General features: G+C 42.2%; 18 protein-coding genes. 16 read left to right on the top strand and 2 right to left on the bottom strand.

Annotation, left to right across the window (positions count from 1 at the left end; translation table 11 throughout):
- Window positions 1-10: 10 nt before the first annotated feature.
- The 8 genes from AB204_RS20710 (at window position 11) to AB204_RS00490 (ending at window position 10,214) form a co-directional block, all read left to right on the top strand.
- Window positions 11-1,270 carry a tail fiber protein gene (locus AB204_RS20710; protein ID WP_053067800.1) on the top strand — a complete coding sequence of 420 codons (1,260 nt, stop codon included), beginning with the start codon at window positions 11-13 and terminating at the stop codon, window positions 1,268-1,270.
- 78 nt (window positions 1,271-1,348) lie between these two features.
- The gene (locus AB204_RS00525) at window positions 1,349-2,884 is read left to right on the top strand and encodes a contractile injection system tape measure protein (protein ID WP_047961443.1); all 1,536 of its coding nucleotides are present in this window, start codon (window positions 1,349-1,351) and stop codon (window positions 2,882-2,884) included.
- Window positions 2,885-2,920: 36 nt separating this feature from the next.
- Window positions 2,921-5,008, top strand: coding sequence for an ATP-binding protein (locus AB204_RS00520; RefSeq protein ID WP_047961442.1), 2,088 nt, complete (start codon window positions 2,921-2,923; stop codon window positions 5,006-5,008).
- Between the two features lie 83 nt (window positions 5,009-5,091).
- Complete coding sequence (locus AB204_RS00515) at window positions 5,092-5,997, top strand: DUF4255 domain-containing protein (protein WP_047961441.1); 906 nt, start codon at window positions 5,092-5,094, stop codon at window positions 5,995-5,997.
- Window positions 5,998-6,053: 56 nt separating this feature from the next.
- Entirely contained in the window at window positions 6,054-6,920 is an 867-nt protein-coding gene (locus AB204_RS00510; protein ID WP_047961440.1) for a hypothetical protein, read from the top strand.
- A 362-nt stretch (window positions 6,921-7,282) separates the two neighbouring features.
- The gene (locus tag AB204_RS00505; RefSeq protein ID WP_047961439.1) at window positions 7,283-7,591 is read left to right on the top strand and encodes a helix-turn-helix domain-containing protein; all 309 of its coding nucleotides are present in this window, start codon (window positions 7,283-7,285) and stop codon (window positions 7,589-7,591) included.
- A 437-nt stretch (window positions 7,592-8,028) separates the two neighbouring features.
- On the top strand, window positions 8,029-8,937 hold the full coding sequence (locus AB204_RS00495; RefSeq protein WP_047961437.1) for a YwqJ-related putative deaminase: 909 nt from the start codon (window positions 8,029-8,031) through the stop codon (window positions 8,935-8,937).
- 227 nt (window positions 8,938-9,164) lie between these two features.
- A complete protein-coding gene (locus tag AB204_RS00490; protein WP_047961436.1) occupies window positions 9,165-10,214 on the top strand; it encodes a PI-PLC domain-containing protein in 1,050 nt (349 codons plus the stop codon).
- 89 nt (window positions 10,215-10,303) lie between these two features.
- On the opposite strand, the gene AB204_RS00485 is transcribed toward AB204_RS00490, so the two are convergent.
- Complete coding sequence (locus AB204_RS00485; RefSeq protein WP_047961435.1) at window positions 10,304-11,068, bottom strand: SDR family oxidoreductase; 765 nt, start codon at window positions 11,066-11,068, stop codon at window positions 10,304-10,306.
- Between the two features lie 358 nt (window positions 11,069-11,426).
- On the opposite strand from AB204_RS00485, the gene AB204_RS00480 reads away from it, so the two are divergent.
- The gene (locus AB204_RS00480; protein WP_047961434.1) at window positions 11,427-12,464 is read left to right on the top strand and encodes a zinc-dependent alcohol dehydrogenase family protein; all 1,038 of its coding nucleotides are present in this window, start codon (window positions 11,427-11,429) and stop codon (window positions 12,462-12,464) included.
- A gap of 195 nt (window positions 12,465-12,659) precedes the next feature.
- On the opposite strand, the gene hpaR is transcribed toward AB204_RS00480, so the two are convergent.
- Window positions 12,660-13,109 (bottom strand): homoprotocatechuate degradation operon regulator HpaR, encoded by a 450-nt coding sequence (gene hpaR / locus AB204_RS00475; protein WP_047961433.1) that lies wholly within the window; start codon window positions 13,107-13,109, stop codon window positions 12,660-12,662.
- Window positions 13,110-13,492: 383 nt separating this feature from the next.
- Between hpaR and AB204_RS00470 the strand changes: the two genes are divergently transcribed.
- The 7 genes from AB204_RS00470 (at window position 13,493) to hpaH (ending at window position 20,069) form a co-directional block, all read left to right on the top strand.
- The gene (locus tag AB204_RS00470; protein WP_047961432.1) at window positions 13,493-14,125 is read left to right on the top strand and encodes a fumarylacetoacetate hydrolase family protein; all 633 of its coding nucleotides are present in this window, start codon (window positions 13,493-13,495) and stop codon (window positions 14,123-14,125) included.
- The gene (locus AB204_RS00465) at window positions 14,122-14,886 is read left to right on the top strand and encodes a fumarylacetoacetate hydrolase family protein (RefSeq protein WP_047961431.1); all 765 of its coding nucleotides are present in this window, start codon (window positions 14,122-14,124) and stop codon (window positions 14,884-14,886) included. The genes AB204_RS00470 and AB204_RS00465 overlap by 4 nt, the downstream gene beginning before the upstream one ends.
- Window positions 14,883-16,349, top strand: a complete 1,467-nt coding sequence (hpaE, locus tag AB204_RS00460) for a 5-carboxymethyl-2-hydroxymuconate semialdehyde dehydrogenase (protein WP_047961430.1) — start codon at window positions 14,883-14,885, stop codon at window positions 16,347-16,349. Before AB204_RS00465 ends, hpaE begins: the two co-directional genes overlap by 4 nt.
- A 67-nt stretch (window positions 16,350-16,416) precedes the next feature.
- Entirely contained in the window at window positions 16,417-17,283 is an 867-nt protein-coding gene (gene hpaD, locus AB204_RS00455; RefSeq protein WP_047961429.1) for a 3,4-dihydroxyphenylacetate 2,3-dioxygenase, read from the top strand.
- Window positions 17,284-17,336: 53 nt separating this feature from the next.
- Window positions 17,337-17,726 (top strand): 5-carboxymethyl-2-hydroxymuconate Delta-isomerase, encoded by a 390-nt coding sequence (locus AB204_RS00450; protein ID WP_047961428.1) that lies wholly within the window; start codon window positions 17,337-17,339, stop codon window positions 17,724-17,726.
- A gap of 60 nt (window positions 17,727-17,786) precedes the next feature.
- The gene (locus AB204_RS00445) at window positions 17,787-19,259 is read left to right on the top strand and encodes an NAD-dependent succinate-semialdehyde dehydrogenase (RefSeq protein WP_047961427.1); all 1,473 of its coding nucleotides are present in this window, start codon (window positions 17,787-17,789) and stop codon (window positions 19,257-19,259) included.
- 6 nt (window positions 19,260-19,265) lie between these two features.
- Window positions 19,266-20,069, top strand: a complete 804-nt coding sequence (hpaH, locus tag AB204_RS00440; protein ID WP_047961426.1) for a 2-oxo-hept-4-ene-1,7-dioate hydratase — start codon at window positions 19,266-19,268, stop codon at window positions 20,067-20,069.
- The last annotated feature ends 9 nt before the right edge of the window (window positions 20,070-20,078 follow it).

Genomic DNA, 20,078 nt, shown 5'->3' with positions numbered 1-20,078 from the left:
GGAGTTAACAATGAAAGAAATTCGTTATTCTGCAAAAATACAAGAACAACAAACATTATCTGACGCAAAAGGTGTTGGACCTGATATTGATAAATTAAAAGATAAGTTTAAAGAAGGCAGTATTCCCTTACAAACCGATTTCAATCAATTAATTGATATTGCCGATATTGGGCGTAAAGCGACTGGACAGGCTCCCAATCAAAATGGCCCGGCAAAAGGAATGCGTTTGGGCGAAGATGGGCTTTTACAGTTAAAGTTAGATGAGAAATACGCTCATGCAAATTACAGTCCATTAAGATTGCATGATGATGCATTGGTTGTAGGAGTAGGCAATGGTTTGATAAATTTTAAAAAATCAAATGAAATAGGTGTTAATGATGGAAATGGTATTAGGATAGATGATAATAAGGTTGCAGTAGAACTGGCTGATAATAAAGGTTTGGTTGTTGATAGCAATGGTATCGCCATAAAACCAGGCAATGGGGTGAAGTTTAGTTCAGATGGTGCATTAACAGTAAATTCGGCTGATTCAACTATTAAAGTTGATGGCTCAGGAATAAAAGTTGCTACAGGTTGGGGAGTTAAAGTTGGTGGTGAAGGTTTGGATGTAAATGTCCGCACGGATGGTGGTATTGGTAATGATTCGTCAGGTATTTATGTTAAAACAGGTAATGGTATTAAGTTAGATAATGATCAAGTTGCAGTAGAACTAGCTGATAATAAAGGTTTAGTTGTTGATAGTAATGGTATCGCCATAAAACCCGGCGATGGAATGCAATTTAGTTCAGATGGTGCATTACAGTTAAAATTAAATAAGAATTATGCCGATAGATTTTATAGCCCTTTAATATTGCGTAATGATGTATTGGCTGTAGGTATAAGCCATGGTTTGACAACTTATCAAGGATCATATGCAATAGGTGTTAATCCAGGAAATGGTCTTAGGATAAATGACGATAGTGTTGCAGTGAAACTAGCTGATAATAAAGGCTTGGTTGTTGATAGCAATGGTATCTCCATAAAACCAGGCAATGGAATTAAGGTAGATGCTGATGGTGTGGCTATCGATCCTAATACTGTATTGCCACGTGGTATGATTATGATGTTTTCTGGTAATAGCGTACCAGAAGGTTGGGCTATTTGTGATGGCTATAATAATACACCAGATTTTCTAAATAGATCTATTGAGGGAAATACTAGGAATATTAAAAGTAAAAATGGTATAGATATGACTATACAATATACTGCAATATATATCATGAAATTATAATTAACATTAAACATGGCAATGAGCGTTTTAAAATACGCTCATTGACCAATTTTTGGCAAGGTGGAATTTGCGGGTTTTATGATGACCAACACTGATAAATATGGTGTTAATCTTATTAATAGAATAACTATCTCCATTGATATGTTATATTTTAACGATGATAACATAATGGAGAACTGCTCATCTATATTTAATAGAAAACTAAAAAATATCATCAATAAAAATATCAAAAACCTGACATTGAATGTAAATGGGAAGTTATCTCTTGAAAGGGTAACTCTGGATCTGGGAAATATTGAAATTGATTTATTTGAAAGGGAAATAACAAGAAGATTGGAAATAGAATTAAAAAAGAACTTAAGAAATCATTATGGTTACTCTCAATGTATTTTAAATAAAGAGAAAATATATCCACACCAATCAGAAAAAGAAAATAGATTTTTATTAATAAAAGAAATAGATCATTACTTACATAAGGGAAACTGGTTATCTGATCACAGAAAGCATCATATTACAAATACTGTGCATATTAATAATGAATTATGGCAACAGATTAACCACCAGCCACAACAATGGCTACCTATGTTAGCCAAACACTGCTTACAGCCTGCGGGGCTAAGTCGCTTAATTCAACTCTGCCAGCCAGACGTTCTTGCTATGCTTTGCCAGTTATTTACTGAAACAACAACATCCGAATTTGTTAATTCGCAAGCGCAGGTAATTACAGATAAAAAAGTGAAACCAGAAAAATTGAGTTTGGCTGCGGAATATTATCTGCAACATCAGGTGAAATATCCCCATGCCACACAACAAGCACTTGCACAACAAACTCAAAATAAGCAAACACCGACAATAAATATTATTCAGAATAATAACAGTCTATTAAAACAGACTTACAATGAAACTGATATGCAGATGGATACAGTACTGCCATTTGCAACATACCATCAGCCAACAGCTACGCAACAGCATTATGGTCTTATAAAAGAGGCGGTAAAACAAAGTCTTCCAACTTTACAAAACAGAGAGCAACATAAGGAATTACCGAGATCAACTTCACCAGCGAAAATATCATCCATACAACCCAGTAATGGAATTCAGACTCCATCATCACAATCCGTTTTAACCATCAGCAATGCCGGTTGCATGATTTTATGGCCGTTATTGCCCATATTTTTCCGTACCTTTGATTTACTGGAAAAGAATCAATTTATCAGCCTTGAAGCACAAAGAGAGGCGGTCTGTTTACTTGATTGGCTGATTTGGGAAGAAGAGGAAATACCTGCATGGCGATTGACTCTCAATAAAATACTTTGTGGATTACCCATACATGACAACGCGCGATGGCGTACCCCAAAGCCAGAACAACAAATTGCCATCAACCAATGGCTGGAAAAAATCATCGAACAACTTCCAGCCTGGAAAAAAATGGGAATAAACGATGTGCGACACTTATTTCTGCAACGTTCCGGGGAATTAAGTGAGTTAAATGGAATAAAAAACATCCATATTAAACCCGAAGTTTATGATGCACTGATAAGCGAATGGGCGTGGCCAATGAATATCGCGAGCTTTAGCTGGTTGCAACACCCTATCACCATAACGTGGTCATAACCATCAAACACAGTAAATTAGTCTGAGTAAAAATTTATGAATACAGCGCCTGTTTTCCCTGATTTATTTCAGCAACATAATGATCCTCATTTAATGTTCTTATATAGCCAACTGGAACGCATCGATCTCGTTCTGCAATACCATTTCCATTGCATATCAGGCCAGAAAGGTGACCTCCTTGATGAGTTCTTGTTAAGCGAAGAAGATGTGATAAACAGACTGGATAACCCTCTGGGAAAACCTCATTGGCTCACCGATGATTGCCTGACAATACCGCACACCGTCACGCCCGTGGCATCCCGATTAACTGACCTGATTACACATTTTGAACTGACTGATTTTGAAAGGGATGTTTTGTTGTTAGGTTTACTGCCCCATTTCGATAACCGCTACTATCACCTGTTTGCTCTGGTTCAGGGAGAACAACAATCTCGGCTGCCCGCTTTTGCGTTGGCTTTGGAACTGTTTTGCCACTCAATGCTGGAAAAACAGGCACAGCAGGCCAGTTTTTTACACCAGGCTCCCTTGGTTGGCTGCCAACTGTTATCTATTGATAGTCGTCAGAAAACGTTATCCTGGCTCCAGACACCCTTTATCACAGACAGCAGCGTATATCATTTTTTACTTGGGCATCACTATATTGCACCTGCTCTGGAACATTGTGTTGAGTGGATAACGCCCACAGAAATCGGCAATTATCCAGCAGGATTAAAACAAGCGTTGGGTAATGTACTGTTATCTGATCATGATGATATCCGGCCCGTTATCTTACTGCGGGGCATGGCCGATAGTGCCAGATCCCATGTCGTTGCTAATATGATGGCATCAGAACAACGGCAAACGCTGCTTGTGGATATCGCCAGCTTAGCTGATAACGATGACAACTCCCTGTTTTGCCATATAAAAGCCATTTTGCGAGAAATTCGTATGCGTGGTGCCTGTTTATTGTTACGAAACTTTTGCTTATTTGCAGAACAGAATAAACACTTGCTGGATCCCCTGTCAGCCTTATTAAACCAATCTGAATTAAGGGTTATCTGTCTGGTTGAACCACACTCACCGTTAGTATGGCTGAAAAAGATATCGACATTACTGATCGAAATGCCCGCTTTCACTTCGGTGGAAAAAGCAAGATTATTGACGGCCCATTTACCCAATCACTGTGCAAATGATATAGATGCAATAACCTTAAGCCAACGTTACGCATTTAATCCTGAAACCCTGCCATTAATTTTACAAGAGGCGAAACTTTACCAGCAACAGCGAGATCCTTCAGGTATTTTGCAGCAATGTGATATCCATAAGGCACTCAATTTACGCGCCCAGCAAAATTTTGGTCAATTGGCACAACGCATTACCCCTAAACGTTCATTAAAAGATTTATTGGTATCTGATGATATTGCTCAACAGATACAAGAAATACTCGCAGCCATTAAGTATCGGGAACACGTCCTGGCGGGAGGTTTTAAAGATAAGATTGGTTATGGTACGGGTATCAGCGCCCTGTTTTATGGTGATTCTGGCACCGGAAAAACTATGGCAGCAGAAGTGATTGCCAATTACATTGGCGTTGACTTAATCAAAGTGGATTTATCTACCGTCGTGAATAAATACATCGGCGAAACAGAGAAAAACTTATCCCGTATCTTCGATTTGGCAGAACAGGATGCCGGTGTTTTATTCTTTGATGAAGCGGATGCGTTATTTGGTAAACGCAGTGAAACCAAAGATGCGCAAGACCGACATGCCAATATTGAAGTCTCTTATCTACTGCAACGGCTGGAGAACTATCCGGGGTTGGTTATTTTATCCACCAATAATCGTAGCCATTTGGACAACGCCTTTAATCGCCGTTTTACCTTTATTACCCGCTTTACTTACCCGGATGAAACCATCCGCAAGAAAATGTGGCAGGCAATCTGGCCTGAAAATATAAAAGTCGCCCAGGATGTGGATTTCGATAAATTAGCTCAACGAACAAGCGTAACAGGGGCGAATATTCGTAATATTGCTTTATTGTCTTCACTGTTTGCCGCAGAGAATAACCATAATGAAGTCAGTAATAAAAATATTGAAACAGCATTATCACGAGAATTAGCCAAAGTAGGCCGTTTAATTTTTTAAAATTTATAGCAATGCAAATATCTAACAATTAAATGTACTGATAGGTTAATTGTTATTACCATTATAAATTAAGAGGATTTTTTATGTTAAAAACGCAAACCATTATTGATGTCAATAACGCAATGAAAACTATGCTGGAGAAATATCTGGATAATAAAATTGCAATTCGTTTTGACTTACCTGAATTAGATACCGTGCAATCTGATGCGATGGTGAGTGTCTTTCTGTATGATATCCACGAAGATCTACAGCTTCGTTCGACAGAATCCAGAGTGTTTAATGCCACTTCAGGGAGATTATTGCCGGGTTGGGTCAATATTAAATGTAATTACCTGATTACCTATTGGGAATCGGCTCAACCAGCAACCGATTCCAACAGCTCAGAATGTCTACCGGATAATCAGGCAATAAAAGTCATGTCACAAGTCTTGAATGCTCTGATTAATAATCGCCAATTGGCAGGTATTCCCGGTGCTTATACTCAGGTTGTCCCCCCGAAAGAAAGTTTAAACAGTTTAGGGAATTTTTGGCAATCACTGGGGAATCGCCCCCGACTTTCTTTAAATTACTCAGTGACAATACCGATTAGCCTCACCGATAAGCAGGATAAGGCGACGCCGGTAAGCACCATTTCTTCTACAGTGGAACAAATTGCATCACTCAGTCAGGAAAAGATTAGCCATACTTTGCGAGAATTATTGATTACGGAACTACAGATACAACCTGTTACAGAATCAGAAAGTGAAGAGAATATCAGGCTGGCACTGAGCAAAGTTGAACTATTAACAATGAAAAAGGCTATAACTCCAGACAATTCAGCAGAAATTTCCATATCCTTGTCTGTATCAGGTATTACCCATCAGAAATATCTACAGGATATCAATAAAATTTTTGATCGCTGGTTAAATGACAACAAAATTGTTACTACAGTCGATAATTATGGAATCAGGATTAAGGATATAGAAAAAAACCATCTTTTCGGCATTTAATTTATTGCTTTTCCATAGCTCATTAAATAACAGTTTATTTAAATCGGAGTATTATTGTGTATAGTTTAAAACAGAAAGAAGAGAAGAAAAATCATTCCCCTCGTCCTACCCAAAATACTGTCAATGGTGATCATGCAATAACACCAAGAATAGCGGAATTGAGAAAAAACTTTCAGCAGCTTAATTCGCAAACCGTGCGCCCACGTGTTGCTCCTCGTCCATTACATTCACTTTCGAAGACAGGACCATTTCAACAGGCTACAAAAGCACCTATTGCCTCAGAGATAATCACTCCTGTCAGCGCAGCTACCAAAACATTTACCAGTAATACACAAAACCCAAAAGTGACACCAACATCAACCTCTGCGCCAACAAATGGTGTAAAAAAATCATTTACATTATATCGAGCAGATAACCGAAGTTTTGAAGAGTTACAAAAAAGTAGCCCAGAGGGATTTAAGGCTTGGGTACATCTTGATAGTGAAAAAGCGAGAAAATTTGCCAGCGTATTCTTGGGTAATGACAATGTAGAAAGTTTACCCAAACATATTATTGATGAAATTAATAAATGGAAAAAAGGAGGAACACCTAAGTTGAGTGATCTTTCCACATTTATAAAATATACCAAAGATCGCTCAACTGTTTGGGTTTCTACCGCAGTCAATACTGAAGCAGGTGGACAAAGCTCAGGAGCTCCACTTTATGAAATATCAATGGAGCTCTATGAATTTGGGGTAGATAAAGGGAAATTGGTTCCATTACCCAATGGAAGAACGGGAAATATGAAACCTTCCATTCATTTGGATACACAAAATCTCGCAGACGCAACAATAATCGCCCTGAATCATGGGCCAGTTAATGATGCTGAAATGTCATTTTTAACGACTATTCCGATGAGCAACTTAAAACCCTATAGAAGGTGATTAGTCACTCAAGAGTAATTTGCCTGCTTTTAACATAATGATATCGCTTATCAGCCAAACCTAGCTCTAATAACATTTAAATTAATCTTATGAATAACAAGGTTTATTTATCATATTCCATGAACATTTTATTGTTATTTAATAAGGTTTATTTATTTAAAAATCATATTAATTAATGTAATAATTCTTATATTCAATTGTTGACAAATATTAATGTCTATATATGATTATTGCACAATTAATAATTTCCACTGTGATGAATTACCACATCAAATCATGTAATTAAAATAAAAATGTAACAAATTTATTAATAATTTCATAACACCAGGAATAAGTCCTATTGAATTTAAAAAGGAGTATAGGTGTTTATTTCAAAAGACTTAGCAAATTTTATTGTCGTAGCCAAAAATAAATCAATAAATAAGGCAACAAAGGAGCTTTTTATTACACAGTCTCCAATTAGCCGAAGCTTAAAAAAATTGGAGTTCTCATTAGGTGTAAAACTCTTTGTCAGAAAAAACCAAGGATTAGTTCTAACGGAAGAAGGGGAGTGTCTATACAATAAAGTGTTATCAATTTATGAACAACTTAAAAATATCGAAAATGATTACAAGAATCATAAATCACCCTATTGTGAAATTTATAAAAAACAACATAATGACTTAACATAATAAAATAACAAGATAGATAAAAATATATTTCAGATAACTATTGAATCATATTCAATAGATTTCATTATATACATAAATTAAAAAGTAAATTTAACATGCCTAAATATCTTAGAGAAGCAGCAGAAGAAAAGACTTCTGTACAAAAACATTCTACCGATAGCAATCTTCTCAACTCAGGGAACTAATATCGCGGATACCTAACAATACAATAATGCACTTGAAGAAAGTGCATTCAAGTTGAATTAAAATAAAACGTTGAAGGAAAAGTATCACGAACCACCAGCTGGACAGGCAGAAATCCTTTTCCCCAGCAGAGCCACCTTCAAGGTTCATGCGATCAAGCGAGATGGCAAAAATACCTATGTCTTGCTAAGTGATATTTCCTCTGATGCCAACATAGATACAGATATAAAAGATATATTTTCAGGAAAAAAGATATGATATACGGTTATGATAACAAGATGGTTTATAGAAAAAGGCAAGAATCGAATACGGCATTGGAAGCTTTGCATCTTGATATACCCGATACAGCGGAAGTCTCTGCTGCCTATCAGCGCGATTTGTCTTCTGTCATGACGAGATTCCAGAATAAAACAGACTCAATTCTTGAGGAATCCAAACAACCCTCTCCGCTCAAGCAAAAACCATCAGAGAAAAAAAAATATGCTAAAAAGGCATTAAAAAACTTTGCTGCCCATGCCGGCTACTCACATATCAACAGCTATCAAGATGAGTTTGTTAACTTTAAAGATAACAATTATAACTTAGCCCCCGGAAAATTGTTTTGGGGTGTGGAATTAATTCCCCAAAAAACTATCGAAATAAACAGACCGATAGGACCATGGAGAAATAAACTTTCCTATGATATCGAAGATATATTTAGAAATAATATGGCAAATGAATATCGGGTAACCAATACTTTCGAATTTATCAAAGGATTACAGGATATGTATAAAAAAAATGGGCAAACGCTACACCCAATGACCCAACAATTGGTTGAAGAGCATATTAAACATAACGGGAACATCTTACCAACAATGGCAGGGATTGCCGGTTTGCATGCCGAAGTACAGGCATTAAACCAGTTATTTATTAAAGCAGATGAGGATGCAGGCCAGTCCCCTGAGCCCTTTAGTATGCGTTATATTAAGGCAATGCTTCAATCATCAATTTTCACCAAACGATTGACCACAGCGAACGCCGGGCAAGACTTCCCGGCTTGCCATAACTGCTCGGGTATCATTCAATCACCAGCTAATGTGATTACGGGAACGGTCAGCAGTGCAGGCAGCAATTTTTCTAAGCAGGTCGCAAAACGCGATCGTTCCCAGTCACTAAGTCAATAAATGACTCCCTCTGTGAACCTGAACAAGGTCTCATAGCAAAATAGTAATACACAAACTATTTTTCGGCCTAATAATAGAATTAATTTCAATCATTATTGCTAATTTGTTTTTACTGCCATTTATTAAAATAACAATCACTTAAACCACGTATTGCCCATATAAATCGCCATATTCTCATTAAACATGTAAAAAAATTGAAGCCCCATTAAAAATATTAAGGAATAGTTATGCCCGTATATGAAAATAAAGAAAAAAGAAAGTATTCAAAAAATCCTTTACATAATACTTCGACTATTAATCAATTTACTGTTCAAGATCTGGATTCTGCCTCACAGCAGGAAACAGCAACACCGCTCCTCACCAATGAATTTAAACAAGGCCACTATGTCAATCACAGTAAGTTACCTGCTGGTACCAAATTATCTGAGATAGCCATGCTGGGTAGCCATGATGCGGGAACTTATGCTTATAGTAGGAGAAAATCCGGATTTGCCAGTAGCTTAGGGTCACTGCTTCCTGCGGCATTTAAAACCCAAAATCGAACGTTGAGGCAACAAGCAGAAGCAGGAGCCAGATATTTCGATATTCGGGTTGCGCAAAATAAAGATGGCTCATTTAGCTTCTTCCATGGCCCCAGCGTTGCAGGCAGTGATGCCGTTTCGGATGTGAAATCGCTCTTGGAATATGCGGCAGGAGATACCAATCACTTTTACTTACTCAAACTCGTATTTAAAGGGGAAAAAGGGCAATCTTCCGCAGCCGCGTCTTCAAATACATTTTTACAAAGTATTCTCGAAGGCCACCAGCAGCGTCTTATTACACTTGATGATACGTCGAGTTTAGGTGAGGCGATGGTCGATTTACTGGATAAAGGAAAAAACATAGGGATCATGGTTGATAGAAAGAAATATGATGGAACAGAACCACATTGGGGTTATAAAGAAAGTGTTAACACAAAGTGGGCTAACAGAGCGAACGCAGAAGAAACAGCGAATTTCCTTCTTAAATTCCATGAGAATCCAGTACCTGACAAACTCAATATTATGCAGACCAATATCCCTGTTGCTTCCGTAGGGCGTGGGCAATTTACTTCAGGAGTAAAAAGATATTTGTTTGGAAACAGAGACCCATTGATCAAAGCTGTTGCCCAGCTTCCTGCCGGAATAATCAGCGCAGATTACGTAGGCGATTCCGGTAGTGCAACTTCAAAATTTATGGAGACAATTAATCAATATAACAGGAGCTTAATGGAACGTGATGAAGAGACCAGACTGTAAAAAGCCTGTGGAATAAAGAGATTTCTGACAATCAACAGTATAAATTCACCCTGCGTTGCAGGGTGAGCTTCATTAAAACAGCTTTTACACTATTCAAAATCCTTAAAAGTCGGTCCCTGAAAGTAAACGGCTTTAATATGGCAACTGCGGGGTTGGGTGATCACAAACCGTAGCGTTTCCCACACAGAACGGCCATTCAGCATTTTCTCTCCCATGGTTTTATGGTCATCCAATACTTCATCAAAACCATTAAGTTCAAAATCAGGGGGATAAAGCCCGGTTACGCGAATGTTTTCTTTGCTCAGGTGATGAGCTAAATTCTGGCTAAAGCCGCCCATGGCATGTTTAGCGGCAAAAAATGCCGGATGAGCAACGGATTCAGTAAATTGAGGAATGCCACAAACCGATACCATAGCAACGATATCTGCGCCTTGTGACTGACGCAGGCTCGGCAGTAATGCTTTGGTCAGCAGGATAGAACCGGTTATACCGGAATTCACAGTGCTAACGATATCAGCGTCACTGTCCCCCTCCCCCAAATGCCCTTCCAGCCATTGGGCGGCACTTAATATCAGGATGTCAATGGGTTGTTCGTCTTGCAGTAATTGACTGGCAAAGTCGCGAACAGAATCAGCATCACTCATATCACACTGATAACCCCGGGCCGTACCACCTTCACGACGAATAATCTCACAGGTTGCTTCCGCACCAGTTAATTGGCGGGCACAGAGATCAACATACGCCCCTTCACGCGCTAACCAAACAGAAACTGCTTGCCCAAAATCGCGGCCTCCGCCTGTTACGACAACTCGCTTACCTTTTAACTTGCTTGTTCCGCTGGCTTCATTAAACATTATGTGGCTATCCTTATATCGGTTATAAAGCGGGGGTGAGAAACCGTCACTCTATCGGTCAGATTTATCGATAATTCACTGTTTAGAAAGCCAATCTTACTTGATAATTTTCACCATAGTTCTACTGTTTTGTGCTATTTTTTGTACTATCTGAAAAAACTTTAATCATGTTTCAAATACGAGCGTTTTCCTGAACATATTCGTCATGTTCTATTTCACAACTGACTCAGAGAGCACACTGAAGATCGAAAACATTTACATCTGCTAAACTTTAGCAGCAGATAACGTAAATTGTGTACTGGATTACTGTGATTCTTAACACCATAAAACCACAACCATCACCTGTGAAGGGGGTTATATGAAAGCACTTGTTTATCACGGAGCCGGAAAAAAACGCTGGGAAGAAAAAGCACCACCCCAACTCGTTGAACCAACAGATGCTATCGTCCGCATCGTCAAAACTACCATCTGTGGCACAGATCTGCATATCCTCAAGGGAGACGTTCCCACTGTCGGGCAAGGCCGGACATTGGGCCATGAAGGTATTGGGATCGTTGAATCAATTGGGGAGTCGGTCCGCAATATCAAAGTCGGTGACAAGGTGATTATTTCCTGTATCACCGTCTGTGGTAGTTGTTCCTATTGTAAACGCCAGCTTTATGCACACTGTAAAGATGGTGGCTGGATCCTGGGGCATAAAATTGATGGGACACAGGCAGAGAAAGTACGGATTCCCCATGCTGATAATAGCCTGCATCGTCTGCCGGGAGGTGTCGATGAAGAAGCGGCATTAATGCTCAGTGACATCCTGCCAACGGGCCTTGAAATTGGTGTTATCAATGGCAGGGTCCAACCGGGACAGACTATCGCCTTAATTGGCGCGGGGCCAGTCGGGTTATCAGCATTACTGGCATCACAATTTTACTCCCCGGCACATATCATCATGATCGATACTGATGATAACCGCCTTAGTGTCGCCCGGCAGTTTGGTGCTAACACGGTTATCAACCCGACAAAACAAAACGTAGTAGAAATCATCAACAAACTGACTGACGGTATTGGTGTAGACGTCGCCATTGAGTGTGTGGGGATCCCCGCAACGTTCAAAATATGTCAGGACATCATCGCCGCAGGTGGATTCATTGCCAATGTTGGTGTCCACGGCAAATCCGTTGACCTGCATCTGGAAAGTCTCTGGATCAAAAACATTACCATTACCACTGGACTGGTAAATACAAGCAGTACTCCCATGCTGCTGAAAAGCGTCCAATCCGGCAAAATTGCACCTGAAAAGCTGGTCACTCATCATTATCCATTGAGTGAGATAGAAGCTGCTTATGAAGTATTTGGTAATGCAGCCCAAGAGAAGGCATTGAAAATTGTCTTGTCAGCATAACGGGGGAAGAAACACCGGCGTTCTTAAAGTATTTCCCCTAATATAAAACAGAAAAGCCGCCGCAATATACTGCACCCATGTCCCTATGCAATTCATTACGGCGGCCTTTATACTATATTTAATATTACATTTGATTTGATATTACACTTAATGTATTAATCAATTAACTTATTAATACATTAATAAACTATCAATCTATAGTTCGCGTTCTTCATCCAAATCTTCTTGAGAGAGATTCCCGATAGCAATAAATTCATCCAATAAGCCTAAAAGCTGGGCCAATTTTTCTGGAGAAAAAGCGTTTTCAATCGCCTTATAACCATCAGCAACCTGCCCTTTTGCCTGCTCATAGAGTTCCTGCCCAGCCGGAGTCAAAGAAACATACAGCTTACGCTGATCATTCATAGGCTTCAGGCGGAAGATAAGCCCGTCACGCTCCATACGTGTCAAAATGCCTGTCAGGCTTGGACGCAGGATACAAGTGAGACAAGCTAAATCATGAAAATCAATAGAACGGCTACTTGCAAGTACACGAATAATACGCCACTGCTGTTCAGTTAAATTATAGCTCTTCAAAATAGGCCGAAAAAAACCCATCGCGGTTTCTCTCGCTTGAAGCAATGCAATTGTTAAGGATTCATGCATAAGTAAAAGTGACTCTTTAGTTAATCGCTAGTCATTCTATAAGTTTAACGCTCATGCTATTTATTATAGACAACATGAACACCAAAAAGACTAGCACGCTCATAATCATCCACAAAGGGGAAAGACTTCAACATTAACAAATAAATAAAATCATCCCGCCCCTAAAAAGTTAACAACAAGTTAAATACAATCCCAAATGACCTTGATTAAAAATATAACAGGCTGATCTTCATGTAGTAAAAGTGATCACCAATAAGTGTTGTTACATAGATCACAATTAAAATTAACAATCAAATTAACATATTGAAGATTGACCGAACATGATTTATTAATATATTAATAACATTCTCTCTATACGCCGCTTAGGTTACAAGGAGTTGTCAATGAAAGGCACCGTCTTTGCCGTCGCCCTAAACCATCGTAGCCAGATCGATTTCTGGAATGGGGCATTTCACGAAGCACCTTATAAAACACCACCAAAAACTCCAATTTGGTTTATCAAACCCCGCAATACTGTCATTGGCTCAGGGGATGTGATCCCTCATCCTGTCGGAGAAACGGTACAAAGCGGCGCAACTCTGGCAATGTTGATTGGAAAAACCGCCCGTAAAGTCTCTATTCAGGATGCAGACCAGTACATTGCCGGATACGCATTAGCAAATGAAATCAGCCTACCAGAAACATCATTTTACCGTCCCGCGATTAAAGCGAAATGTCGGGATGGTTTTTGCCCGATAGGTCAAATGGGCAAGATAAGATCCGTGGAATTTCTTGATATAGTGACTGAGATCAATGGGCAGGAAGTTGATCGCTGGCCAACCAAAGATCTTGTCCGATCCGCGCAGGAATTGCTGGTGGCATTAAGTGAATTCGCCACACTGAAAGAAGGCGATGTCATCCTGCTGGGAACACCCCATCAACGCGCTACTCTCCATTCCGGCGATCAAATCACGATCAAGGCTGAAGGCTTCCCCAATCTGGAAAACAGGGTCGTACTCGCAGGAGGTCAGGCATGAAACACGCCAAAATTTATTATCAGGGTCAGGAACTGAATGTCACCGTAGATGAGCAGGAAAATATTCTCCTGCCTGATGGCGGTACGGTAAACCGTGAGGATGTTATATGGCTTCCTCCCGCCAACGGAACCCTGTTTGCGTTGGGCTTGAATTATGCCGATCACGCAACAGAACTGGAGTTTAAGCCACCGGAAGAACCTCTTGTATTTATCAAAGCCGCCAATAGCTTAACCGGCCACCGTCAGGTTTCTGTCCGCCCCGACAATGTGGAGTACATGCATTATGAAGCAGAACTCGTTGTCGTGATTGGCAGACCCGCACATAAAGTTTCCAGAGAAAATGCGATGGATTACGTTGCGGGATATACCGTTTGTAATGATTACGCCATCCGTGACTATCTGGAAAATTACTATCGTCCCAATTTGCGTGTAAAAAGCCGGGATACGCTCACGCCAATCGGCCCTTGGATCGTGGATAAAAATGAGATCGCCGATCCCCATAATCTGACCCTGAGAACCTGGGTCAATGGTGAATTACGTCAACAGGGCACAACCGCCGATTTGATCTTCGACATTCCTTTCCTGATCACCTACCTCAGCGATTTCATGACATTGCAACCGGGCGACATGATTGCCACCGGAACCCCAAAAGGGCTGTCCAATGTTGTTCCCGGGGATGAAGTTATCGTAGAAGTTGAAGGTGTTGGTCGTCTGGTGAATCACATTGTCAGCCAGCAAGAATATGAGGAGAGTTTGTCATGACCATTATTAATCATTGGATCAACGGCAAGAACGTTGATAGCAAAACCTATTTTGAAACAACGAATCCCGCAACCGGTGAGGTGCTGGCTGAAGTGGCCTCTGGCGGGCACGCAGAGATTGATCAGGCCGTTGCTGCCGCCAAAGAAGCTTTCCCGAAATGGGCCAATACTCCAATGAAGGAGCGGGCTCGCCTGATGCGCCGTTTGGGGGAACTCATTGATCAAAATGTTCCTGAAATTTCTGCAATGGAAACAAAGGATACCGGTCTGCCTATCCACCAGACACAAAATGTGTTGATTCCACGGGCTTCCCAGAATTTTGATTTCTTCGCTGAAATCTGCCAGCAAATGAACGGGCGCACTTATCCTGTTGACGACAAGATGCTCAATTATACCTTGATTCAGCCCGTCGGGGTTTGTGCCTTGATCTCCCCATGGAATGTACCTTTCATGACGGCAACATGGAAAGTCGCCCCTTGTCTGGCTCTGGGAAATACCGCTGTTTTAAAAATGTCCGAACTTTCACCACTCACGGCGAATCGTCTGGGAGAGCTGGCGCTGGAAGCCGGTATTCCGGCAGGCGTATTGAATGTGGTACAGGGTTACGGTAACACCGCAGGTGATGCGCTGGTAAAACATCACGACGTGCGCGCTATTTCTTTCACGGGTGGAACAGCGACTGGTCGCGTGATCATGCAAAATGCCGGGCTGAAAAAATATTCCATGGAGTTAGGTGGAAAATCTCCCGTTCTGATCTTTGAAGATGCCGATATTGAACGCGCGCTGGATGCCGCGCTATTCACCATTTTCTCCCTCAATGGCGAGCGGTGTACGGCAGGTTCCCGTATTTTCATTCAAGAAAGTATTTACCCCGAATTCGTTAAGCGCTTTGCCGAACGCGCCAATCGGCTTCGCGTCGGCGATCCCAACGATCTCAATACTCAGGTTGGCAGTTTGATCAGTCAACAACACTGGGAAAAAGTCTCCAACTATATCCGTTTGGGGATCGAAGAAGGTGCAACATTGTTAGCGGGCGGCCCCGATAAACCCACCGATTTGCCTGCCCATCTGAAAGATGGCAATTTCCTGCGTCCCACTGTATTGGCTGATGTGGATAACAGTATGCGCGTAGCACAGGAAGAGATCTTCGGCCCTGTTGCTTGCCTGTTACCGTTCAAGAGCGAAGAGGACGGGCTGCGCATGGCTAATGACGTGGAATATGGCCTTGCATCCTATATCTGGACACAGGATGTCAGCAAAGTTTTGCGTCTGGCACGTGGCATTGAAGCGGGTATGGTGTTCGTCAATTCGCAAAATGTCCGTGATCTGCGCCAGCCATTTGGTGGAATCAAAGCTTCCGGTGTAGGGCGTGAAGGCGGGGAATACAGCTTCGAAGTCTTTGCCGAAGTGAAGAACGTTTGTATCTCTATGGGCGATCATCCGATTCCCCGTTGGGGCGTTTGATCAATCAGGAATGGAATAAATTCCAGCGTTAACCACAGTTCGCCATCCGAATATCAAGTGAGGATCTATGGGAAAGTTAGCGTTAGCCGCGAAAATTACACACGTGCCTTCTATGTATCTGTCTGAATTACCGGGTAAGCATCACGGCTGCCGACAAAGCGCCATTGACGGACATAAAGAGATCAGCCGCCGTTGCCGTGAAATGGGTGTCGATACCATTATTGTTTTTGACACCCATTGGCTGGTTAACAGCGCCTATCATATTAACTGTACTGACCATTTTTCTGGCATCTATACCAGCAATGAACTGCCACATTTTATCCGTGACATGACCTATGAGTACGACGGTAATCCTGAATTGGGGCGGATGATTGCGGAAGAGGCGCGTCAGATGGGAGTTCGTGCTCAATCACACGAGATCCTGAGCCTGAAGCTGGAATATGGCACGCTGGTGCCGATGCGTTATATGAACAGTGACCGCCGTTTCAAGGTGATTTCAATTTCTGCCTTTTGTACTGTCCACGCTTTTGAAGATAGCCGCAAATTAGGAGAGGCCATTTTACGGGCCATTGAGAAATACGATGGCACGGTTGCGGTGCTGGCCAGCGGCTCGTTGTCGCACAGCTTTATTGATGATCAACGCGCCGAAGAAGGCATGAACAGTTATACCCGCGAGTTTGATGAGCAAATGGATCGCCGCGTTGTACAGCTTTGGAAAGAGGGCAAGTTCAAGGAATTCTGCAAGATGCTGCCGGAATATGCGCAATATTGCCGTGGAGAAGGCAATATGCACGATACTGTAATGCTGCTTGGCCTGCTCGGTTGGGATAAGTATGACGGCAAAGTGGAATTTCTGACGGAATTGTTCGCAAGTTCAGGTACAGGGCAGGTTAACGCCGTTTTCCCATTACCGGACGCTATTATTAATCAATGATTCGTTAATAAAAACGGCCGTCGATAAAATTGATGCCCGACAGGAGTAAACCCGTGCCACATTTTTATGCAGAGTGTACTGAAAATATCCGCAAAGAAGCCAACTTGCCGGAATTGTTTACCAAAGTGAACCAAGCGCTGGCAGAGACGGGCATCTTCCCTCTGGGCGGTATTCGCAGCCGTGCCATTTGGTTGGATACCTGGCAAATGGCGGATGGAAAACAAGATTACGCGTTTGTTCATATGACATTGAAAATTGGTGCCGGACGCAGCCTTGAAGATCGGCAGAAAGTCGGAGAGATGTTATTTGCCTTAATCAAAGCGCATTTCGCTGATTTAATGGCGCAGCGTTATCTTGGCCTCTCTTTCACTATGGAAGAGCTTGATCCTGTGCTGAATTATAGATCCAATAACGTTCATAGCCTGTTTAAAACAAAAGGGTAACGACGATAGGTGGCATAATTAAGATCACTCACGTCTGTTTTTTTAAATAAAGAGGAAACTATGACAAGTTATCTGGATACATCATTGCTGCGCCAACAGGCTTATCTCAACGGTCAATGGGTTGATGCAGAAAATAAAGCGACCTTTGAAGTGACGAACCCAGCCAATGGTGAAGTTATTGCCAATGTCAGTAATCTGGGAGTAACAGAGACACAATCTGCCATTGAAGCCGCTAACCATGCGCTGCCTGCATGGCGGGCGTTAACCGCCAAACAACGCAGCCAAAAGCTCACGCAATGGTTCCATTTGATTATGGAAAATCAAATCGCTCTGGCTGAAATAATGAGTGCGGAACAGGGTAAAACCCACGCGGAGGCAATGGGAGAAATTGCTTACGGTGCCAGTTTCATCGAATGGTTTGCAGAAGAAGGCAAACGCGTTTATGGTGAAACCATCCCTTCCCCCATGCCGGGCCGACGTCTTGCCACCATTAAACAGCCTATTGGCGTTGTTGCTGCCATTACACCGTGGAATTTCCCCAATGCGATGATCACCCGTAAAGTCGGGCCTGCACTGGCTGCGGGGTGTACGGTGGTTCTGAAACCTGCGGCTGAAACGCCACTTTCTGCGCTGGCACTGGCTGTATTGGCAGAGAAAGCAGATATTCCTGCTGGTGTCCTGAATATCGTCACCGGAACAGATGCCAAAGCGATCGGAGAAGTACTGACTTCAAGTTCTATTGTGCGCAAACTTTCGTTCACCGGCTCTACACGTGTTGGCAAGTTATTGATGGCACAAAGTGCTGATACCGTGAAAAAACTCTCCCTCGAATTGGGTGGCAACGCGCCTTTCATCGTGTTTGATGATGCTGATCTTGATGCTGCCGTAGAAGGTGCAATGGCAGCGAAATTCCGTAACAGCGGGCAAACTTGTGTTTGTGCCAACCGAATTCTGGTACAGGAAGGCATTTACGATGCGTTTGCGGAACGCTTGGCACAAGCAGTGAAACAGCTTCGTGTCGGGCCGTCCACTGACACCGGGTCACAACAAGGGCCGCTGATTAATCAGGCCGCAGTGGAGAAAGTACAGGCCCATATCAGCGATGCGGTTTCCAACGGCGCACGTATTCTGGTGGGTGGCAAATCCCATGCTCTGGGTGGTTTGTTCTTTGAGCCAACGGTTCTGGCCGATGTTACGGAATCCATGCAGGTTGCCCACGAAGAAACCTTCGGCCCATTAGCTCCCCTGTTCAAATTCCGTGATGAAGACGAAGCCATCCGCATTGCCAACGACACGGAATTTGGCTTGGCTGCCTATTTCTATTCCCGCGACATCGGCCGGATTTATCGCGTGGCAGAAGCGCTGGAAAGCGGCATGGTAGGTATCAATGAAGGACTGATTTCTAACGAAATCGCACCATTTGGCGGTATCAAACAGTCGGGACTGGGACGTGAAGGTTCACGTTACGGTATCGAAGATTATCTGGAAGTAAAATACCTCTGTTTTGGAGGGTTAGAAGCTAAAGGAGCTTAATCCCCTATGCTACAGCAAGAAGTCGTATCACAGGTTGCACGCCGTTTACATCAGGCAGAAAAAAATCGTAAGCAGATCCGCCAAATCTCACTGGATTACCCGGAAATAACGATTGAGGATGCTTACGCCATTCAACGCGAATGGGTAGATTTGAAAATTACGGAGGGCCGAGTTCTCAAAGGTCATAAGATCGGCCTGACGTCCAAAGCTATGCAAGCCAGTTCACAAATTGATGAACCCGATTATGGTGCCCTGCTGGATGATATGTTTTTTCAGGACGGCGGTGATATCCCTTGCGAACGCTTTATTGTGCCGCGCATTGAAGTCGAACTGGCCTTCGTGCTGGCAAAACCCCTGCGTGGCCCAAACTGTACGCTGTTTGATGTTTATAACGCGACAGATTACGTTATTCCGGCGCTGGAGCTTATCGATGCCCGCTGCCACAACATCGATCCTGATACTCAGCGCCCGCGTAAAGTGTTCGATACGATTTCTGACAATGCTGCCAATGGCGGTGTCATCATGGGAGGTCGTCCGATCAAGCCAGATGAATTCGATCTGCGATGGATCAGCGCCCTGCTTTACCGCAATGGCGTGATTGAAGAATCCGGCGTGGCCGCCGCCGTTCTCAATCATCCAGCCAATGGCGTGGCATGGCTTGCCAATAAACTGGCACCACATGATGTTCAACTTGAAGCGGGCCAGATCATTTTGTCTGGCTCCTTTACCCGGCCTGTCCCTGCACGCAAAGGTGATATCTTTCATGTGGATTATGGTGTTTTAGGCTCCATTAGCTGCCACTTTGTTTAAAATCTCTAA

This window comes from Xenorhabdus khoisanae (assembly GCF_001037465.1).
Classification (GTDB): Bacteria; Pseudomonadota; Gammaproteobacteria; order Enterobacterales; family Enterobacteriaceae; genus Xenorhabdus; species Xenorhabdus khoisanae.
The sequence above is the reverse complement of the archived record's forward strand: the minus strand, read 5'-3'. Positions and strand labels throughout refer to the sequence as shown.

What these genes read in the sequence shown, in the direction of transcription:
- AB204_RS00525 (WP_047961443.1), top strand. Translation starts at nt 1,349, where the DNA reads ATGATGACCAACACTGATAAATATGGTGTTAATCTTATTAATAGAATA.
- AB204_RS00470 (WP_047961432.1), top strand. Translation starts at nt 13,493, where the DNA reads ATGAAAGGCACCGTCTTTGCCGTCGCCCTAAACCATCGTAGCCAGATC.
- AB204_RS00520 (WP_047961442.1), top strand. Translation starts at nt 2,921, where the DNA reads ATGAATACAGCGCCTGTTTTCCCTGATTTATTTCAGCAACATAATGAT.
- AB204_RS00495 (WP_047961437.1), top strand. Translation starts at nt 8,029, where the DNA reads ATGATATACGGTTATGATAACAAGATGGTTTATAGAAAAAGGCAAGAA.
- hpaH (WP_047961426.1), top strand. Translation starts at nt 19,266, where the DNA reads ATGCTACAGCAAGAAGTCGTATCACAGGTTGCACGCCGTTTACATCAG.
- AB204_RS00485 (WP_047961435.1), bottom strand. Translation starts at nt 11,068, where the DNA reads ATGTTTAATGAAGCCAGCGGAACAAGCAAGTTAAAAGGTAAGCGAGTT.
- AB204_RS00490 (WP_047961436.1), top strand. Translation starts at nt 9,165, where the DNA reads ATGCCCGTATATGAAAATAAAGAAAAAAGAAAGTATTCAAAAAATCCT.
- hpaD (WP_047961429.1), top strand. Translation starts at nt 16,417, where the DNA reads ATGGGAAAGTTAGCGTTAGCCGCGAAAATTACACACGTGCCTTCTATG.
- AB204_RS00480 (WP_047961434.1), top strand. Translation starts at nt 11,427, where the DNA reads ATGAAAGCACTTGTTTATCACGGAGCCGGAAAAAAACGCTGGGAAGAA.
- AB204_RS20710 (WP_053067800.1), top strand. Translation starts at nt 11, where the DNA reads ATGAAAGAAATTCGTTATTCTGCAAAAATACAAGAACAACAAACATTA.
- AB204_RS00445 (WP_047961427.1), top strand. Translation starts at nt 17,787, where the DNA reads ATGACAAGTTATCTGGATACATCATTGCTGCGCCAACAGGCTTATCTC.
- hpaE (WP_047961430.1), top strand. Translation starts at nt 14,883, where the DNA reads ATGACCATTATTAATCATTGGATCAACGGCAAGAACGTTGATAGCAAA.
- AB204_RS00465 (WP_047961431.1), top strand. Translation starts at nt 14,122, where the DNA reads ATGAAACACGCCAAAATTTATTATCAGGGTCAGGAACTGAATGTCACC.
- AB204_RS00515 (WP_047961441.1), top strand. Translation starts at nt 5,092, where the DNA reads ATGTTAAAAACGCAAACCATTATTGATGTCAATAACGCAATGAAAACT.
- hpaR (WP_047961433.1), bottom strand. Translation starts at nt 13,109, where the DNA reads ATGCATGAATCCTTAACAATTGCATTGCTTCAAGCGAGAGAAACCGCG.